This window comes from Streptomyces sp. NPDC013187 (assembly GCF_042899705.1).
Lineage (GTDB): Bacteria > Actinomycetota > Actinomycetes > Streptomycetales > Streptomycetaceae > Streptomyces > Streptomyces hawaiiensis_A.
On record NZ_JBIBAF010000018.1, the window covers coordinates 173634 to 191016 of the forward strand.

General features: G+C 68.7%; 14 protein-coding genes. 10 read left to right on the forward strand and 4 right to left on the reverse strand.

Translation table 11 applies throughout. The features are described 5' to 3' along the window. The first annotated feature begins 95 nt into the window (after positions 1-95). From ACFY5B_RS32950 to ACFY5B_RS32975, 6 genes are all read left to right on the forward strand, one after another. Positions 96-2267 (forward strand): hypothetical protein, encoded by a 2172-nt coding sequence (locus ACFY5B_RS32950; protein WP_389976701.1) that lies wholly within the window; start codon positions 96-98, stop codon positions 2265-2267. Between the two features lie 253 nt (positions 2268-2520). Beyond that, the gene (locus ACFY5B_RS32955) at positions 2521-3246 is read left to right on the forward strand and encodes a GntR family transcriptional regulator (protein WP_389976704.1); all 726 of its coding nucleotides are present in this window, start codon (positions 2521-2523) and stop codon (positions 3244-3246) included. 120 nt (positions 3247-3366) lie between these two features. Further along, positions 3367-4437, forward strand: coding sequence for an Ldh family oxidoreductase (locus tag ACFY5B_RS32960; RefSeq protein WP_389976707.1), 1071 nt, complete (start codon positions 3367-3369; stop codon positions 4435-4437). Next, positions 4434-4736 (forward strand): putative quinol monooxygenase, encoded by a 303-nt coding sequence (locus ACFY5B_RS32965; protein ID WP_389976710.1) that lies wholly within the window; start codon positions 4434-4436, stop codon positions 4734-4736. Before ACFY5B_RS32960 ends, ACFY5B_RS32965 begins: the two co-directional genes overlap by 4 nt. A gap of 21 nt (positions 4737-4757) precedes the next feature. Further along, the gene (locus ACFY5B_RS32970; protein ID WP_389976713.1) at positions 4758-5192 is read left to right on the forward strand and encodes a cupin domain-containing protein; all 435 of its coding nucleotides are present in this window, start codon (positions 4758-4760) and stop codon (positions 5190-5192) included. Then, the gene (locus ACFY5B_RS32975) at positions 5189-6592 is read left to right on the forward strand and encodes an NAD-dependent succinate-semialdehyde dehydrogenase (RefSeq protein WP_389976716.1); all 1404 of its coding nucleotides are present in this window, start codon (positions 5189-5191) and stop codon (positions 6590-6592) included. The genes ACFY5B_RS32970 and ACFY5B_RS32975 overlap by 4 nt, the downstream gene beginning before the upstream one ends. Positions 6593-6697: 105 nt before the next feature. Here ACFY5B_RS32975 and ACFY5B_RS32980 read toward each other — a convergent pair whose 3' ends face one another. The 3 genes from ACFY5B_RS32980 to ACFY5B_RS32990 form a co-directional block, all read right to left on the reverse strand. Then, positions 6698-7531: a PIG-L family deacetylase gene (locus ACFY5B_RS32980; protein ID WP_389976719.1), complete on the reverse strand. Its 834-nt coding sequence runs from the start codon at positions 7529-7531 to the stop codon at positions 6698-6700. A gap of 311 nt (positions 7532-7842) precedes the next feature. After that, positions 7843-8331 carry a hypothetical protein gene (locus ACFY5B_RS32985; protein ID WP_389976722.1) on the reverse strand — a complete coding sequence of 163 codons (489 nt, stop codon included), beginning with the start codon at positions 8329-8331 and terminating at the stop codon, positions 7843-7845. Positions 8332-8452: 121 nt separating this feature from the next. After that, the gene (locus ACFY5B_RS32990; RefSeq protein WP_389976725.1) at positions 8453-8788 is read right to left on the reverse strand and encodes a deoxyxylulose-5-phosphate synthase; all 336 of its coding nucleotides are present in this window, start codon (positions 8786-8788) and stop codon (positions 8453-8455) included. A gap of 340 nt (positions 8789-9128) precedes the next feature. On the opposite strand from ACFY5B_RS32990, the gene ACFY5B_RS32995 reads away from it, so the two are divergent. The 3 genes from ACFY5B_RS32995 (at position 9129) to ACFY5B_RS33005 (ending at position 14629) form a co-directional block, all read left to right on the forward strand. Next, a complete protein-coding gene (locus ACFY5B_RS32995) occupies positions 9129-9503 on the forward strand; it encodes a CU044_2847 family protein (RefSeq protein ID WP_389976728.1) in 375 nt (124 codons plus the stop codon). Further along, positions 9500-13786, forward strand: coding sequence for a trypsin-like peptidase domain-containing protein (locus tag ACFY5B_RS33000; RefSeq protein ID WP_389976730.1), 4287 nt, complete (start codon positions 9500-9502; stop codon positions 13784-13786). Before ACFY5B_RS32995 ends, ACFY5B_RS33000 begins: the two co-directional genes overlap by 4 nt. Positions 13787-14164: 378 nt before the next feature. Then, the gene (locus tag ACFY5B_RS33005; RefSeq protein WP_243380671.1) at positions 14165-14629 is read left to right on the forward strand and encodes a GNAT family N-acetyltransferase; all 465 of its coding nucleotides are present in this window, start codon (positions 14165-14167) and stop codon (positions 14627-14629) included. 345 nt (positions 14630-14974) lie between these two features. On the opposite strand, the gene ACFY5B_RS33010 is transcribed toward ACFY5B_RS33005, so the two are convergent. Then, positions 14975-16222, reverse strand: a complete 1248-nt coding sequence (locus ACFY5B_RS33010; protein WP_389976734.1) for an SLATT domain-containing protein — start codon at positions 16220-16222, stop codon at positions 14975-14977. A 505-nt stretch (positions 16223-16727) separates the two neighbouring features. On the opposite strand from ACFY5B_RS33010, the gene ACFY5B_RS33015 reads away from it, so the two are divergent. Beyond that, the gene (locus ACFY5B_RS33015; protein ID WP_389976737.1) at positions 16728-17273 is read left to right on the forward strand and encodes a hypothetical protein; all 546 of its coding nucleotides are present in this window, start codon (positions 16728-16730) and stop codon (positions 17271-17273) included. Positions 17274-17383 lie beyond the last annotated feature (110 nt).

Below are 17383 nucleotides of genomic sequence, written 5' to 3' on the forward strand. Positions count from 1 at the left end.
CGTCGGCCGATGCCCGCTCACCGGCGGCCCCGGGGCACGGCGTCGTGCGAAAAACTCCTGTGCGTCGCCTCGCGCACCTCTGCGATCATCCCCGAATGGCGCACAGTTTCGAATCGCTGGTCATCCGGCACACCCATCGCCTGCCCTCCCCCAAGGGATCCGCGGGGGAAGGAGCCACCGCCGCCCGGCAGTTCGACGCGGCGCTGACCTCCGTGGGCTTCAAGCTCTCCGCCGAGCTGCTGGAGCGGCTGTCAGGGCTGTCCGAGGCCGCGGTCGTGCACATCGCCCGGCGCACGCTGGCCACCGTGAGCGAGATGGTGGGCGACCACGTCCGGCACAACTCGTACTTCATCGACTTCCCGGCGAACGTGCCGGACACCGAAGAGTTCTGGATGCGGTGCGTGGCGAAGGCGCTCGCCGACGACAGGTCGCGCGAGAACGTGCTGGCGCAGCTGACACACGGGGTCCTCAACCTGCTGAGCCTGCCCGCCTACGGCCGCTACCAGCACACCTACGAGGAGATGCTCGCGGCACAGGACGAGCTGATCGCCTCGGCGGGCGACCGGGTGACCGTCCTGCACCTCGGACGGGACCTGGACGACGAACTCACGGACCTCTACCTGGCCTTGGCGGGCAGCACGACACCCCTGGGCGAGGACCACCTGCGCGATCTCAGGACCCTCGCCGAGCGGTGCGCGCTCGGTCCCCAGCCGGAGTCGATCCCCGTCCGGGAGAACCGGGCGGTCGTCAACGAGGCCCGCCTCGTCGCCGGCGCCGACCTCCTGCTGGACACCGTCACCGACGTGCTGCGCCTGGCCTGCGCCCTGTCGGGCGGCGATGTCACGCTCCAGGAGCCGACCCGGTTCCGGACGCTGCCACGGCCGGTCCGCCGGGCGCTGCTCGCGGGTCTCGACGCCGTGGTCGCGGCGAACCCGGCGAAGCTCGCCGACGTGCACGCGCACCGGGAGCCCTTCAAGCGTCTCGGCGAGCGTCTCCATCCACACGATTACCCACGTTGGCCGCACGCCGCCGACGTGTTCGCCGTGGCGCGGGGCGAGAAGGAGGCGCGGTCCTTCGACAGCCGCGTCGAGAAGCTGCTCGACGAGTTCGACGTCACCGGTGCGGTGAAACTGCTGAAGTCCGCTCCCGGCAAGCTGTTCCGCACCCTGGACGTCCTGCTGCGTATCGCCGCCGATCAGGAGGAGCGGGACGCGGTGGTGGCCGCCGCGGTGGAGGTCGCTCCCGAGGTCTCCGGCCGGGTCGTCCTCTCGGTCCGTGAGCACTTCCACAACCGGGAGCGGGAGACCGACGCACCCCGCATCTTCGTCAACCGCCGGGGCCGCGCCTGGGTGACCCCCGACGACCGGTCTCCGGTACCGGCCGCTGACCGCGATCGTCTGATCGCCGCCCTCGACGCCGAGATACGCCGCAGGCTCCCGGTGCCGGGCCGGCTGTTGCTCGACCCCGACATCCTCGACGTGGCGCTCCCGCTCAGCGGCCGGGCGACCGCCGCTGGATTCGGCGTACTGCCGCGGGGTTCGGTCTCGCAGGTCGAGGGCGAACTGCTGCGCTTCTTCGTGTACTGGAAGCAGACCGAGGTCCGCACCGACTACGACCTGTCGGCCCTGCTTCTGCACCGCGACTACAGCACCGACTCCTGGCTCTCCTACACGTCGCTCAAGGCCGTCGGGGGCCGGCACTCGGGCGATGTCACCGAGGCGCCCGACGGGGCCTCCGAGTTCATCGACCTGTCCTTGGACCGGGTGCGCAGCACGTACATCGTTCCGCAGGTCAACATCTACGCGGGCGAGGGTTTCGAGGAGGCCGAGGAGTCGTTCTTCGGGTTCATGCTGCGCGACGGTGAGCAGAAGGGCCGTCCGTTCGAGCCGCGCACGGTGCGGATGAAGTCGGAGCTGCGGGGGGTCGGCCGTGTGGCACTGCCTCTCGTCTTCCAGCGCGGGGACGACGGCACGTGGCGTGCGAAGTGGCTGCACCTGTATCTGAAGGGCATCTCGGAGGCGAACCGGGTCGAGGAGAACCAGGTGTCGGTGTCCAAGGTGGTGCGTGCCCTCGTGGAGCGCGAGCAGCTGACGACGAGGTACCTGATCGATCTGATGTCCCGCGACACCACGACCGTGGACCTGTGGGACGGCGAGCCGGTCCCGGAGGAGCCCGTGACGTACATCGGTCTCGAACGTCCCGAGGGACTGCACCCGGACTCCCGGATCATCACCCTCGAAAATCTGCGCGACCTGATCCCGGCCTGAGTGCTAGCGTTGCCGACGGCGAGGCCATGAAGGGGCTTCCTTCTCATTTACTCCAAATGAACTCAAGTTCCTCCGCTCTCCTCGCCCTCGACGACGACTGAGAGGCGCCCGCACGGCGCCTCTCAGTTTTCTTGTGCGACGACAGCTAGACGCCGCGTGCGTGCGGGCTTGCCGGTGGAACTCGATGGGTGGGCACATCGCCGGCCGTAGTCTGTATACAGAAGCGTGTGCGCATGGATGGACAGGGAGTCTCATGGCCCGGGCGACTGGCAAGAGCGAGGCGGTCTACGAGCGGCTGAAGGGTGACATCGAGTCGCTCCGGTTGCGGCCGGGGGCCAAGCTGAGTGAGGTCCAGCTGGGCGAGGAGCTGGGGGCTTCACGCACGCCGGTGCGGGAGGCGATCCGGCGGCTGGCCCGGGAAGGGCTGGTGGACTTCGTGCCGGGGGAAGTGGCCCGGGTGGCCGGCATCTCCCTGGGCGGTGTGCGTGCCCTGTTCGAGTTCCGGATGCTGCTGGAGCCACGGGCGGCCGCGTCGGTCGCCACGGCGGGCTCGGCCGACGAGCGGGTGCTGGCGCCGTTCCGTGAACTGCTGGAGCGGCTTGAGGTGTTCGACGAGTCCTTCCGCGCGCTGGATCCCGCCGCGCAGGCGGGCTCGTACCAGGAGTTCTACGACATCACCGAGGCGTTCGACCAGGCGGTCATCGCGGCCTGCCGCAACCCCTACCTCGCCCGCACGATCCGCGACCTGCGCAGTCAGACCGTACGCCTGCGGCACCTCTCGCACAGCGGCCCGCGCCGCATGCTGACCTCGCTGGAGGAGCACCGCGCGATGCTGAAGGCGGTCACGCACGGGGACGCCCAGGCGGCGGAGGCGGCCGGCCGGCACCACCTCGCGCAGACCCTGCAGGCGCTCATCGACAGCCTGACCAGCCAGGATCTGACCTTCGGCACGGACGTGTCGCTGGACGTCGCAGGCTGAGACACCCTTCACGGTCCGCCGAAGGCACCGGGTCGGGGTGCTTCCCGGTCTGTGGTGTCTCCACGCAATGTGTTGTATACAGATGTGGATACATCGCTTCCCTAGGTGAGGGGCTGCCTCATGCCGCATACCGTCGGTGCCGCCGACCTGCTGGGTTTCGCCGCCGCCACTGCCGAGGCACACGGCGTTCCGCCCGCGGACGCCCGTCTGCTCGCGGACACGCTGGTGACCGCGGAGCTGTGGGGACACGCGTCCCACGGCATGCTGCGCCTGCCCTGGTACCTCGACCGCCTCGCGAGCGGGGCCACCGCGGCCGTCGCGGACCCGGACGTCGTCAGCGACAACGGCGCCGTCGTCGTGGTCGACGGCCGTGACGGTCTCGGCCAGGTGCTCACCGACCGCGCGGTGGCCCTGGGCGTGGAGCGTGCCCGTCGGCACGGCATCAGCGCGATCGCCGTCCGCAACTCCGGCCACTTCGGGACCGCGGCCTACTTCACGCGCAGGGCCGCCGAACAGGGCTGCGTGGCACTGCTGGCCACCAACGCCAGCCCGGCCATGCCCCCTTGGGGCGGCAAGGAGAAGCGAGTCGGCACCAATCCGTGGTCGATCGCCGCCCCCGGCGGCCGTTACGGCACGGTCGTGATGGACATCGCGAACACAGCCGTGGCGCGCGGCAAGATCTACCACGCCAGGGAACGCGGTGAGCCGATCCCCCAGGGCTGGGCGGCCGACGCCGAGGGCGTGCCGACGACCGACCCGCGGCATGCGATCGAGGGCCTGATCCTGCCGATGGCCGGCCACAAGGGTTACGCCATCTCCTTCATGATCGACGTACTGGCGGGCGTGCTGACCGGCAGCGCCTACGGCTCGGGGGTCGTCGGCCCCTACCGGTCCACCGGCCGCAGCGGCGTCGGCCACCTGCTGATCTGCGTCGACATCCGGTCGATGGCCGACCCGGCCGCGTTCGAGCAGCGGATGGAGGCCCTGATCGAGCAGACCAAGTCCACCCCGGCCGCGCCCGGCACCGACGAGATCTTCGTCCCCGGTGAGCCGGAGATCCGCACCGCCGAGCGGCTGCGCACCGAGGGCATCACGCTCGTCGACGACACCTGGGCCTCCCTCGCACGCATCGCCGACGCCACCGCCGTACCCCTGCCCACCCCCGCCACCCCCAAGGAGCTGCCCGCATGATCGCCCTGACCGTGTCCCTCCAGGTCGTGCCCGGCTGCCGTGAGGACTTCCTCAAGGCCATCGAGGAGAACGCCGAGCGGTCCTTCACCGACGAGCCCGGCTGCCGCTACTTCGACGTGGTCTGCGACCTCGAGGACGACCACCACTTCGTCTTCCACGAGATCTACGACGACGAGGCCGCCGTGGAAGCCCACCGCGCCGCACCCCACTTCAAGGTCTGGCGCGAGGCCGCGGCGAAGTACGTCGTCCCCGGCAGCCAGATCAACACGCTCTCCCGTCGCCTGTTCCACCACTCCTGACCTCTCGATCGGAGCCGCCGCATGTGCACCGAGCCCGCCCCGCCGAACCTGCTCATCCACCCCGACAAGGTCGAACGCTTCGACCGCGGCGGCGGTGTGGCCACCCTCCCCTACGTCGGCAAGTGGAACTCGGCGCAGGCCGTCATCACGACCGGCCAGACCGTCTTCCAGCCCGGCACCGGCCTGCCCCTGCACAGCCACAACGTCGAGGAGTCGGTGCTGATCCTCGAAGGCGAGGCGACGGCCGAGATCGACGGCGAGTTCTTCGACCTGGAGCCCGGCCAGGCCACCTGGGTACCGGCCGGGACACCGCATCGCTTCTTCAACCGCGGCGAGGGCGTCATGCGGATCTACTGGGTCTACGGCGGCCGGGACGTCACCCGCACCATCACCGCCACCGGCGAGACCTTCGAGCACCTCTCGGAGCACGACAAGGGAGGGGCACCCACCGCATGAGCGGCATCCTGCAGACCGTCGATCCGTCCACCGGTGAGCCGATCGCCACGTACGAAGGCTGGGACGCGGACCGTGTCGAAACCGCTGTGGCACGGGCCCACGCCGCGAGCCGTGCCTGGGCCCTGGTGCCGGTCACCGAGCGGGCCGCGCGCGCCGACCGCCTTGCTCAGACCCTGCGCGAGCACAAGGACCACCTCGCTTCCCTGGTCGTCGCCGAGATGGGCAAGCCGGTCGGCGAGGCCGAGGGTGAGGTGGAGAAGTCGGCCGTCACGGCCGAGTACTACGCCCGGCAGGGCCCCGGCATCCTCGCCGACGAGCGCGTCGAGATCGACGGGGCACAGGCCTGGGTGGCCTACGAGCCCGCCGGCCTCGTGCTGGCCGTGATGCCGTGGAACTTCCCCGTCTGGCAGGTCATGCGCTTCGCCGTCCCCTCCCTGGTGGCCGGCAACGGCGTCCTGCTCAAGCACGCCTCCAACGTCACCGGCAGCGCGCTCGCCCTCCAGGACCTCTTCGTCGCAGCCGGTTTCCCCGAGCACCTGGTGACCACGCTGGTGATCGCCGACACCGACGTGCCCGACGTGACCACGCGGCTCATCGAGGACGACCGCGTCGCGGCCGTCACCCTCACCGGAAGCAACCGGGCGGGCTCGGCGGTCGGTTCGGCGGCCGGGCGCGCGGCGAAGAAGTCGGTGCTGGAACTGGGCGGGTCGGACGCCTTCGTGGTCCTGGACGACGCCGACGTCGAAGCGGCCGCGGCGGCCGCGGTGAAGGCGCGCTTCACCAACTCCGGGCAGAGCTGCGTATGCGCGAAACGGTTCATCGTCGACGCGTCCGTGGCGGACGCGTTCACCGCCGCCTTCGTGGCCGGTGCCGAAGCCCTGCGCGTCGGCGACCCGCGCGAACGACAGACGCAGATCGGTCCGCTCGCCCGCGACGACCTGCGCTCCGCGATCCATCGACAGGTCGAGGAATCCGTCGCCGCCGGAGCCCGCCTCCTGACCGGCGGCACGCCCCTGCCCGGCGGCACGCCCCTGCCCGGCGACGGCTACTTCTACCGGCCCACCGTCCTGGGCGACACCGGCCCGGGGATGGCGGCCTTCGACGAGGAGACCTTCGGCCCGCTCGCCGCCCTCGCCGTCGCCCGGGACGACGAGGACGCCGTACGGCTCGCGAACGCCACGCCGTACGGGCTCGGCCTGAGCATCTGGACGGCCGACCCGAGCCGTGGCGTCGCCCTCGCCCGCCGGATCACCAGCGGAGCGGCCTTCATCAACGCGATCGTCGCCTCCGACCCCCGGCTGCCCTTCGGCGGCACCAAGCGCAGCGGCCACGGCCGCGAACTGGCCGCCGCCGGCATCCGCGAGTTCACCAACACCCGCACGTACTGGGTCACCGCCTGACCGGATCACGCCCTGCCCGAAAATAGGCACCTGTCCACCACCGGGCGCAGCCGGACCGCCGACTGGTCGCGGTCAGCCGCCCTTGCGGCCGGCCGCAAGGGCGGATCAGCGCAGTCCGGCGAAAAGATCGTTCTCGGGTACGGCCGCGCCGGTGGCGTCCTGGACCCGTACGTAGGTCTCCACGCCCATCAACTCGCCGAACTTCTCCTTGCCCATCTTGAGGAAGAAGATGTTCTCGCCCTGACTGGCGTGCGCGGCCAACGCGTCGAACTTCTGGCCGCTGAACGCGGTGGTGTCCACCCACGTGGTGATCTCGTCGTCGGGAAGGCCGATCTCGGCCAGCGCGGCGGCCTCGGCAGGATCGGGCTCCGGCATGTCCTCGTGGAACTCGCGCATGATCTCGCCGAACCGCTGCATCATCGAGCGGGGCATCGTGGTCCAGTACACCTTCGGTGCCGACTCGGTCATCTCCAGCGCCGCCATCGTGATGCGGTGCGCCTGGATGTGGTCGGGGTGGCCGTAGAAGCCGTTCTCGTCGTAGGTGACGACCACATCGGGCCGGTAGTGCCGCATGAGTTCCGCGAGTCGAGCCGCGCCTTCCTCCACGGGGGTCTGCCAGAAAGATCCGGGGGCGTCATTGCTCGGCCAGCCCATCATCCCGGAGTCGGCGTAGTCCAGCATCTCCAGATCGCTGACCTTCAGGACGTCACAGCTCGCCTCGAGTTCCCGACGGCGCATCGAGGCGACCGCCGCCGGGTCGTGCCCGGGATCGCCCGGCTTGACACCACCCGGTCCGTCACCGCAACCGCCGTCGGTACACGTCACGAGAACCGTGCGGATGCCTTCCGCCGCGTACCGCGCCAAGACCCCTCCGGTCCCGGTGGCCTCGTCGTCGGGGTGGGCGTGTACTGCCATGAGCGTCAACGGCCGGTCAGTCATGAAGCAGTCCTCCTGCGGAAGTGAGTCTTGGTCCGGATGCATGGCGGGCCCACCGCGACTCAAAGGCCCAGATCCCGGTGCGGACGACCGCGAGGTCTCTGCCCCCTGCCGTGCGGCACCGGTCCCTCGCTCGATGCAACCGTGCCGGGCGGGCCGGCTGTTCCCGGCGCGGCCGCTTGGTCTTCGAGGCGTCGGCGTTCTTGCGCCGTCACCGACGGCCGGTGGCGGACATCTGCCAGGCCGATCGCACGCCGACGGTCCGACGGCCGCATCCCTCGATGTCAGGCCACGCCCGCCGCCGCGCTCGGCAACTACCGCCGGGAGAGGGCGCGCAGTCGGGACACCCAGCTCGGCAGCCCATGCATGACGGCCACCGTCGCGACGAGGCTGCCAAGCGTCACAAGGAAGGCCCCCGGATAGAGGTGGTTCACCCAGCAAGGCTGCCACTCGCTGCGGCAGGAGCCCGAGGAGCCCTTGCCGGGTATCGCACGGGATACGGCCAACGCGCTCACCAGGGCCACGGCCGCGTACACGACGCCGGCCACGATCCACCGGGGCGAATACTTGCTTCCGCCAGAGGAGACCCGGCGAAAGGAGCGCCTGGCGGCAGTGAACGTGACAGGCAGCAGCACGCCGACGGTGGCGCCGAATCCGATGCCGGACGCCGGCCAGTACGCGGACAAGTGCCACAGCTCGTCACCGAGCCACAGCGACAGTGCGAGAAATCCACCGAGGGCTACGAGCGCGGCGGCCGGCTTGGTGTTGTGCTTCCAACCGGTGCTGGGCGCCGAACGCTTCATCAGCGGTCCTCTCGATGGTCCTGTGCGTGCGGCGGGTGCGCAGTCCTCAGCTCAGCTGCGTCCGGCCCATGTTTCCAGGCACGCGGGTGGGCGCCCGAAACGCCCCTCCCCGTTCAGGCCGCTAGGGCAGGTTCCGGCGGACCAGCGCCTGAGCGAACGGTTCTCCGGTGGCCCGGGCGTAGACCATCCGCTCGCGCACCTCGCTGAGGGTGCGTGGGCGGTAGCCGGGGCCGCCGCAGCAGCTCTTGTGGAAGCGCACACCGGCGTGCAGCAGCACGGAGAGGGTGCGCCAGGCGGCGGCGTCCCGCCTCTTGGGTGCCGCGAAGGCGGAGCCGACATGGATCAGAGGTTCGGCGCAGCGTGGACAGACCCGGTCGTGGTCGTGGTAGCCGGGGTAGGGCTGCTTGTACGAGGCCCGGCAGGGCAGGCAAACGTACGAGGTCTTTCCGTGGGCCATGCGGCCAGGGTAGAGCCGTCGCGGGATCGGGCTCGACGGAGTTTCCGCCGCACCCGCCATGCATGGGTGCCGACCGCGGCTGCCCCCTGTACAGCGCGTCGAAGACCATCCCGTCGACGACAGGAATTCGATCCCTGCCCGCGTAGCGGAACCACGCCTTCTCTCACCACGATCCGAGCCCCTGCTTGAGCGACCCGGTGAACTGCGGCGGTCGCGGTACTTCCACGGGATCGTCCTGCCGCGATTCAATAACTCCTGTGCCCCTTGCGGGAGTTGATGAAAACGGGAACGTGCGGGGCAGCAGGACCGACGGGGACTCGGCGTGGTCGAAGGGGGAGCGGTGGGTTACTTCGTGGAAGTGCCGGTCAGCGGGGCGGACGGACAGCCAGAAATGGTGAAGGTCCAGATCGAGGCGGACGGGGACGGCCTGGTCAGGGTCGCCAGGCCGGGACAGGTCGTCGCGCGGGCCACCCGCTCGTTGGGCGAGATGGTGGCAGCGGTCAGGCCGGTCGCCCAGAACGTCGTCGACGGCTTCCAGGGCATGACCCGCAGACCCGACGAGATCAGCGTCGAGTTCGGTCTCGCTCTGTCGGCCGAAGCCGATGTGGTGATCTCCAGCACCTCGGCGCAGGCCAACTTCAAGGTCTCGCTCGTCTGGCACCGCCCCTCCGCGGATCCCACCGGTGCCACGGCGGGAGACGAGCCCGCTCCGTGACGGTGTTCGAGCGGCCGGGCCGGCCGACGCCTGACCCTGCCGCCGACGCGGGCACCAGCGCCCTCGCAGCGGCCGTGCTCCAGATCCAAGGCCAACGGGACGAACCGGTGGGGCTGGGCTTCCTGGTCACCGATGAGTTGGCTCTGACCTGCGCGCATGTCATCAATGCGGCGCTTGGTACGTCCCTGGAAACCGAGCCCGCCGCCGACGCCCGCATCGCATTGAAGCTGCCCCTCCTGCGAGCCCCGGCCGGAAGCGCGGACGATGCCGCGTCCGACGCGCCGGACGTCACAGCGAGTGTCGAGTGCTGGATTCCCCCGAGGCCGTCCGGCGCCGGCGACATCGCCGTGCTGCGCTTGGACGCCGTGGTGCGGGGCGGTCGGCCCATCCGCCTGGTGGATGAACCAGATGTGTGGAAGCACCCTGCGAGGGTCTTCGGCTTGCCCGCGGGCCGCCGCGGGGGCGTATGGCACTCGGCCGTGCTCCGCGCGCGGCAGGCCGACGGATGGGTTCAAGCCGATCTGGAGGGGGCCGGTTACCGCGTGTCCGCCGGCTTCAGCGGCAGCCCGGTGTGGGACGAAGAACTCAGGGGCGTCGTCGGCATGATGGCGCTGGCCGAGAAAGGCGAGCCCCCGGCGAGCTATCTGATCCCGACGGCCGACCTGCTGGACGCCTGGCCCGAACTGCGGGACTTGGCGCTGCCGCCGTCGCCGTTTCGCCGGCTCAAGGCCTTCGAAGAGGCCGACGCCGCTGTCTTCCACGGCCGCCGGGCGGAGTCCGACGCGGTCGCCCGTATGGTCGCCGGTGAGCGCTGGACCGCGATCGTGGGCCCCTCCGGCTCCGGCAAGTCCTCCCTGGCCCTGGCCGGAGTCCTACCGAGGCTGCGGCCGGACGACACCTCGGTGATCGTGCTGCGGCCCTCCGCGGGCAGCACCCCGACGGCCGGCCTGGCCCTGGAACTGCTGGCGCTGCTGGAGCCCGAACGGTCCGAGACGGACCGACTCCGGCACCTTCCGGAGTTCACCCGGACCCTGGTCGAAACCGGCGGCATGGCCAATGCCGTCTGCCGATTACTGGTCCGGCAGGACAGCCGCCGACTGCTGATCGTGCTCGACCAGTTCGAGGAACTGCTCGCCCGCGAAGCGGCGGCCGTCGACGATCTGGCCGGAGTGCTGTTCGACGAAACCCTGCCGGACACGGTCCGCGTGCTGACCACCCTGCGGGCCGACTTCCTGGGCGCGGTCCTCGACCACCCGCGTCTCGGTCGCGCGTTCGACGGGCGGCAGGCGTACGCCCTCGGCCCGATGCACCCCAACCAGCTCCGTGACGTCGTCACCCTGCCGGTGGACGCCACCCCCGGCGTGCAGTACGAGGCCCACCTGGTCGACCGCATCCTCGACGACACCGGCACCGAGCCCGGCGCGCTGCCCCTGCTCGGCTTCGCCCTCGACCAGCTCTGGCGGGAGCAGCAGCAGACACACGGACGGCTCACCCATGAGGCGTACGAGAGGATCGGTGGCGTCGCCGGCGCGTTGCACGACCACCTCGTCAACGTCTGGAACACCCATGTCCCGGAGTCCTACGAGGAGGCGGCGCGGCGGCTGTTCACTCAGCTCGTCCGCGTGCCCCTGGAATCGGCCGGTGTCACCCGGCGGGTGGTCACCCGCGAAGAACTGGACGACGCGGAGTGGTGGGTCGCGCAACGGCTCGCCACCACCCGCCTCCTGGTAACCGGCCGGGACGCCCATGGGGCCGAAACCGTAGAACTGGCCCACGAGGCCCTCATCTCCAGCTGGGACAAGCTGGCGGACTGGGCCGCGGAAGACCGTTCCTTCCTGGTCTGGCGGGAATCCCTGCGGCATGACAGGAGCCGCTGGGACGACGGGGGACGCCCACCCGAACTGCTGCCGACCGCAGTCGCTCTGGCGAGTGCCGAACCGTGGCTGGACGAACGCGGTGCCGAACTCACCGCCGCCGAGCACGAGTACCTGGAACTCGGCCGCGCGCATCACCGTTCACGCACCCGCAGACGCCGGGCGCTCAGGTCCGGCTTCGGCATTCTCGCGGTCCTCGCGTTGCTGTTCGGCACGATGTTCGCGTACGCGCGGCAGGAGAGCCAGGAACGCCAGGCTCTCGCCGACTCCCGCGCTCTGGCCCAATTCTCGCAGGACCAGGCGGAATTCGATCCGGTGCTGTCGGTGAAGCTGGCGCTCGCGGCGTATGAGACCTCGCCCACGGCGGAGGCGCGTGGCCAGTTGCTACGCAAGTACCTGGCCTTCTCGGATTCCACCCGCGTGCTCTCCGGTCTGCTGGGAACGATGCAGCAGTTCCAGACCAGCCGGGACGGCAACGTCGTCTTCGCCAGGTCGGCCCTCGGCCGCGCGACCCTCTTCGTGAGTGCCCTCACCGGCACGGTGCGCAGCGAACAGTTCTCCCGTAAGCAGCTGATCATGGCCATGGTGTCGGCCGACGGCAGCAGGGTCGCGTTCGTCTGCGCGGACGGGTCGGCCGGCTGGTTCGAGGTGCACCCGAACGCCGAACGCGTCATCGGCACCGTCCACGAACTGCCCAAGGCCAAGGACCTGATCAACTACATGGACAGCAGCAGCGGGTTCGCGATGTCCGAGGACGGACGGACCGTCGCCGTCCGCGACGGGAACCACCTGATGTGGTGGGACCTGGACAGCGGCACCGTCGGCGGCCGGGTTCCAGCACCCCCGGACATGGGTGGCAACCTGTGGATCGACCCCGGCAGCCGGCACCTGTTGGTGGAGACCTCTCAGGTGCAGGACGACAAGTTCCGCGTCGCTCTGCTCGCCGTCGACATGGCCACCGGCAGGAGGCGGACCGTCGTGCGCGACGCCCAGCGGCTCCTGGTCTCGGGCGACCGGTCAGCCGTCGTCGTCTGCCGCCGCGACGGGGATTCGGCCAAGTCACTCACCCTGCGGCGGATCTCCGACGGCGCCCTGCAGGGGCGTCGCTACGTCGGGGACGACGGGGACTGCGGACTCGGAGGCGTCGACTCGACCGGGCGGTACGTCGTCACGAGCACGGCGGGAAGGCTGTCGCTGACGGACCTCTTCCAGGGCAAGTCGATCAGCGAGTCCGTCCGGCCCAGAGGGACGTCGGCGATCGCCCGGGACCTGGTGTCCCGCGGCGGCAGACTGTTCGTCGCCGCACACGACGAAGCGTCGATCAATTACGTCGAACTGTTCACCGAGCCCAACGTCGTCAAGGTGAGCGATCAGAAACTCACCGCGGACGGCAGCAGGACCGTCAGCCTCGTCGACGACGGTGCAAGCCTGCAGGTCCGCTCCGTCACAAGCAGGGCGGGCGACCCGCCGACAGCCGCGGCGAGCCGCCCGCGACCGATCTGGTATCCCAAGGACGGGTACCAGCTCGTGCTCAACGCCGACCGGACACTCCTGGCCGACTGGGTCGCGGAGGACACCATCGCCGTACGGAAGGTGTCCACCTTGCGGCAAACAGCCCGGATCACCGTCCCAAAACCGCCGTCCACATCCGAGTTCCAGTACTTCTTCGACCGGGACGCACACCTCGTGACCGTGTCCGGGACGCGGGTGCAGCAGTGGGACACGCGCACGGGCAGGCAACTCGCCCACTTCGACGTCAAGGCCCTCATCGCCAAGAGCGGTGGCGCGAGCACTCCGCCGACGGTGGAGGTCGCCAGGTACCCGGGGGACGACCAGGTGGCCGTGCTCCTCTCGGACGACCCGACGGTCCGTGTCGTCGACCTCACCACGGGACGCACGAAGACGACCGTGAACGTGCCCGAAGACACCACCGCCCTGCAGTTCGATCCCAGCGGTCGCTACTTCGCCGCCTTGCGCAGCGGCGGCATCGTGGAACTGTGGCGGCGCTACCCGCTGCGCAAGGAACTGGGGCCGCTGCGCAGCGTGGTCGAGACCGCCACGATTCCGTACGCGGCCCGGTTCATCGACGGGGAGGGCGGCTTCGCCGTGGCCGCCAACAGTTCCGTGCGGATCTACGAGGTCGGCAGGCGCAGCTACCGCGAGTCCTACGACTTCGGTCGCGTGCCCGCCGGCAAGTACCTGGGGGACGACTCGTACGTTTTCTGGGACATCACTCCGGACGGCAGATCCGTGATCTACCAGAACTCGATCAACACCGGCGGACCCTTGCGCCTCGATCCCGAGAGCTGGCGGCGCGAGCTGTGCCAAGTGATCGGCGACCAGGGATTCAGCGGCGACGAAAAAGCCGGCCTTCCGGTGCACGTACCGACCCGACCGCTCTGCCCTTGACACCGAGGTGCGCCGGCGGTGACGCCCTGCCTGCGGATGCCGCGATGCGCACCGCTGGGGTGTTCTTCTCGGCCCGGCGCCTGTCAGTGACGGCCCCCGTTGCCGGACCTGGATGCCGCCTACGGATCTCCGTAGGTGGCCTTTCGACCGCTGCCCCCGGCAGGATTCGAAATTGCGACACCCGCTTTAGGAGTTCGGTCGGAGGCCAGTCCTGGTGCCGTAGGCCGTTGTCGCGACGACCGTTTCGGCGTGCGTAGGTCCACGCTTGTCCGGAGACGTTGATGTCAGGCTTGGATGTCAGGGGTCGTCACGACGGCTGTCGGTGCTGCCTTCCAAAAATTGCGATAGATCAGTAGGGGTCCGAGATACCCTCCCGCGATGACCTCACCTGACCAGCTCCTCGTGGCCCCCAGTTTCGCCCTGCCGGACCCGCCTGCCACTGACCGCTTCCGCCTGGAGCCCCTCGGCCCTCAGCACAATGTTGCCGACCACGCCGCCTGGACCTCCAGCATCGCCCACATTCGGGCCAATCCCGACTTCGCCGGCCGCTCCTGGCCGCCGCCAGAGGGCATGACCCTGGAGGCCAACCTCGACGACCTGCGTCAGCACGCGGAGGACTTCGACCGGCGCGTCGGCTTCACCTACACCGTCCTGTCGGTCCCGGGGGATGAAGTCATCGGCTGTGTCTACGTATACGGCTCACGTCAAGAGCCTGGTGTGACGGACGTCCGCTCCTGGGTCCGGGCGGACCATGCTTCGCTCGATGCCGAGGTCTATCTGGTCGTCAGCGACTGGCTGGCCCGCGACTGGCCCTTCGAGCGCGTCGCGTATGCGCCTCGCTGAGCCACGCGATCCGTGCCGCCCAGAGGGCAGCACGCAGAAGGCCCGCAGGTGGACTTGCGGGCCTTCTGATCTGGTCCACTGATGCGGGACTTGAACCCCGGACCTCTTCGTCCCGAAGCAACTTGGGGTGCCCAGTGTCCTTAGGCTGCTGTGCCTGACACCTGCATGGATGGTCTGCTGACGTCCACGGTTGTTCGCGGGTGTGCGCCGTGATTGTCACGCAGTTAGACACTCACCAGGGAGACAGGTGCGTGTTCACTTAGCCCTGCCAACGCCTCCCACGCCGCCTCGCACGAGGTGCCGCGTCGTTCGGGTTGGCCGTGCTGACGGCCGCCCTGCTGCCGGTCAGATGACGTCGGCCTGCCCCTGATGCGGCTGTTCCAACTGTTGTTCCCGCTTGCGCTGCTCCATCCGAAGCGTCTCCACGTTCTCCGCGAACCGCTCCAGGTTCACCGCAGCGTCTGCATCCGCGTACGGCGCAATTCCCAGATCGAAGGCCGTGGCGTGCTGCTCTACCTGGTCCGCGGTCTGCTGAAGGTTGTACGCCCGCTCACGGAATTTGAAATAGCCCGTCACCGCGGTAGCGAATGCCAGGAACGACCCCAGCATGATCAGGATCGTCTTACCCGGCTGCGGGGTCTCCCAGAAAGCCGTAGTCGCCGTGGTCGCCACCGATGCGAAGAACACCCCCCACTGAAACCAGTTGTGAATACGCCGGTAGAACCGTGTATCCCGCCGTAGACGATCTATGACCCGCGGTATGTGCTCCCGGTAGCCGTCCCGTCGTTCCGTCGTCGGGCGTGTCTTTGAGGCGTTGAGGGTCCACCGGTCATGGATGATTTCCAGATCTCTGCGGAGCAGGAACACCGACCTGACGCCGTGTTTCTCGTCCTTCACCCGCAGGAAGTAGCCGACCAGGAACACCACCACCAAGACCAGCATCACCGCGATCGTCACGATGTTGAACGTGCGCAGGTCCGGCACGGCTTCCGGCCACAGGTTTCCCCATGCGACCACTGCCAGAACCAGCGGCATCACCACAAGCGGCACCAGCCGGAGCCACCGCGACAGAAGAGCCCTGCGGATACGGCGTTCCGCCGTCGCGACGTCCCGCCGGTAGGTGATAACGCTGTTCGCGTATTCGTGCTGTTGAGCGGGCTCTAGGCTCCATCCGTACTCTTGTTTTGGGTCTTTGAGGGTTTCAATGACATCTTCAACGAGGTTGCCCCAGGTGGAACCCGATTCCGCGGTGAACACATGCTCAAGTCGTACGTACCGTTTGTATCGGTCAGGTGTCCCGTACTGCTGGTGGAAGATGTATGCGCCGTCACCGGCATATCTGACCTGCCGGGCTATTTCGACAAATAGGGTCCACTTGAGTTCTTTCTTATCGGTCTTCCAGGCGGCGGAGAGGATCGAGGCTACGCCCTCCCAGGTCAACACGAATTCCTCGGGGAGGGGGGTGCGTATGTCGTCCTCGGACAGCCGCTGATCTTCGTATGCGAGGTGATGCAGGACATCGCCCACCCACGGTTCGTAACTGTCGGCGGTCTCGGGTTGAGGTTCGCGCGGCACGTCGGTAAGGCCGGACATCGCGGAGTGGCTCCCGGTCAAGGATGCGGTGTGTGGTCGACGTCACGTTACCGCCGTCCTGTCTTCCGCCAGCGGTAACCCGCCTGCTAGGAAGTGGAGTTGACCACATCCGCTCCTAGGGAAGGATCTCAGACCTCGGGCGAAACACGGTTCTGCCGTATCCAGAGCTGCCCCCGGTGGGAGCACGTTTCTTCCCGGATTGCAGGCCGATGGGGCGCCGATCTTCAAGCTGAGGTCGGTGGAGCGGCTTTGGGCGGGAGTTTCAATGGGCGAGTCAAGCGCTGCGGTGTGCGAACAGTAGCCGAAGAAGTGGTGGGCCAGGGTCCTGACCTGCGGCCGTGTAATGGATCAACGCTGCGACCTGCGACTTAGCTGTCAGAGGTTGTCAGCGTTGGTTGTCGTTGAGCACCCTCCGACGGCCCTTGGACGGCCCATGGCGGGCTCATGTCAAGAGCGATGTGAAACCGCCCCCCACGCTGTTGTTGCGACGCATAACCTCCAGGCTATGAACGCGACTTGGGCAACTTTGATTGCTGCTGGTGCAGCCGTGCTGGCGAGCGCCACAACGGGGTGGTTTACAGCGCTTGCGACTCGGACTCAAGCGCGGGCGAACCACCAGGCCCAACTGACACAGCTGGACCATGCAAGGGCTCAAGACCGGCACATGCAGCGTCGGCAGGCCTACGCAGACTTCGTCAAGTCCGTCGGCATCCTGCATTCGCAGCTAGGCGACATGGTGGCAGCAGCAGGGGACCCTGCCGTATTCGATGAGAGGCAGCAACAAGCTCGTGGTGATCGAGCTGTGCTGATGAGCGCTACGCACGTGGCCTTCCTGGAAGGACCTGCTTCGGTGGGCGAGCGGGTTCGTGATCTGTACAACAGTATTGATCGATACTGGGTGGCAGTGGAGAGGCTTCATAAGGCTGCCTGCGAAGGTGACAGTGAGGCCACGCAGGACCGCCGACAGCAGATGATCGCCATCCGAAACGAGTCGCGCAGACTTCGGGATTTCTTCGTGGAAGCCGCTCGGGGGGCACTGGATGCCGCCTGAAGATGCCGGAGCGGGCGGCGGAGCGGCTTTGGGCTGGAGTTTCAATGACTGAGTCAAGCCACGGGGACTGATCGGGAGGCCGTGGACACGATCAGGGCCAGGCGGCGGAT

Bases quoted from the DNA above. Each gene is read 5' to 3' on its own strand.
- ACFY5B_RS32950 (WP_389976701.1), top strand. From the start codon at position 96: ATGGCGCACAGTTTCGAATCGCTGGTCATCCGGCACACCCATCGCCTG.
- ACFY5B_RS32955 (WP_389976704.1), top strand. From the start codon at position 2,521: ATGGCCCGGGCGACTGGCAAGAGCGAGGCGGTCTACGAGCGGCTGAAG.
- ACFY5B_RS32960 (WP_389976707.1), top strand. From the start codon at position 3,367: ATGCCGCATACCGTCGGTGCCGCCGACCTGCTGGGTTTCGCCGCCGCC.
- ACFY5B_RS32965 (WP_389976710.1), top strand. From the start codon at position 4,434: ATGATCGCCCTGACCGTGTCCCTCCAGGTCGTGCCCGGCTGCCGTGAG.
- ACFY5B_RS32970 (WP_389976713.1), top strand. From the start codon at position 4,758: ATGTGCACCGAGCCCGCCCCGCCGAACCTGCTCATCCACCCCGACAAG.
- ACFY5B_RS32975 (WP_389976716.1), top strand. From the start codon at position 5,189: ATGAGCGGCATCCTGCAGACCGTCGATCCGTCCACCGGTGAGCCGATC.
- ACFY5B_RS32980 (WP_389976719.1), bottom strand. From the start codon at position 7,531: ATGACTGACCGGCCGTTGACGCTCATGGCAGTACACGCCCACCCCGAC.
- ACFY5B_RS32985 (WP_389976722.1), bottom strand. From the start codon at position 8,331: ATGAAGCGTTCGGCGCCCAGCACCGGTTGGAAGCACAACACCAAGCCG.
- ACFY5B_RS32990 (WP_389976725.1), bottom strand. From the start codon at position 8,788: ATGGCCCACGGAAAGACCTCGTACGTTTGCCTGCCCTGCCGGGCCTCG.
- ACFY5B_RS33005 (WP_243380671.1), top strand. From the start codon at position 14,165: ATGACCTCACCTGACCAGCTCCTCGTGGCCCCCAGTTTCGCCCTGCCG.
- ACFY5B_RS33010 (WP_389976734.1), bottom strand. From the start codon at position 16,222: ATGTCCGGCCTTACCGACGTGCCGCGCGAACCTCAACCCGAGACCGCC.
- ACFY5B_RS33015 (WP_389976737.1), top strand. From the start codon at position 16,728: ATGAACGCGACTTGGGCAACTTTGATTGCTGCTGGTGCAGCCGTGCTG.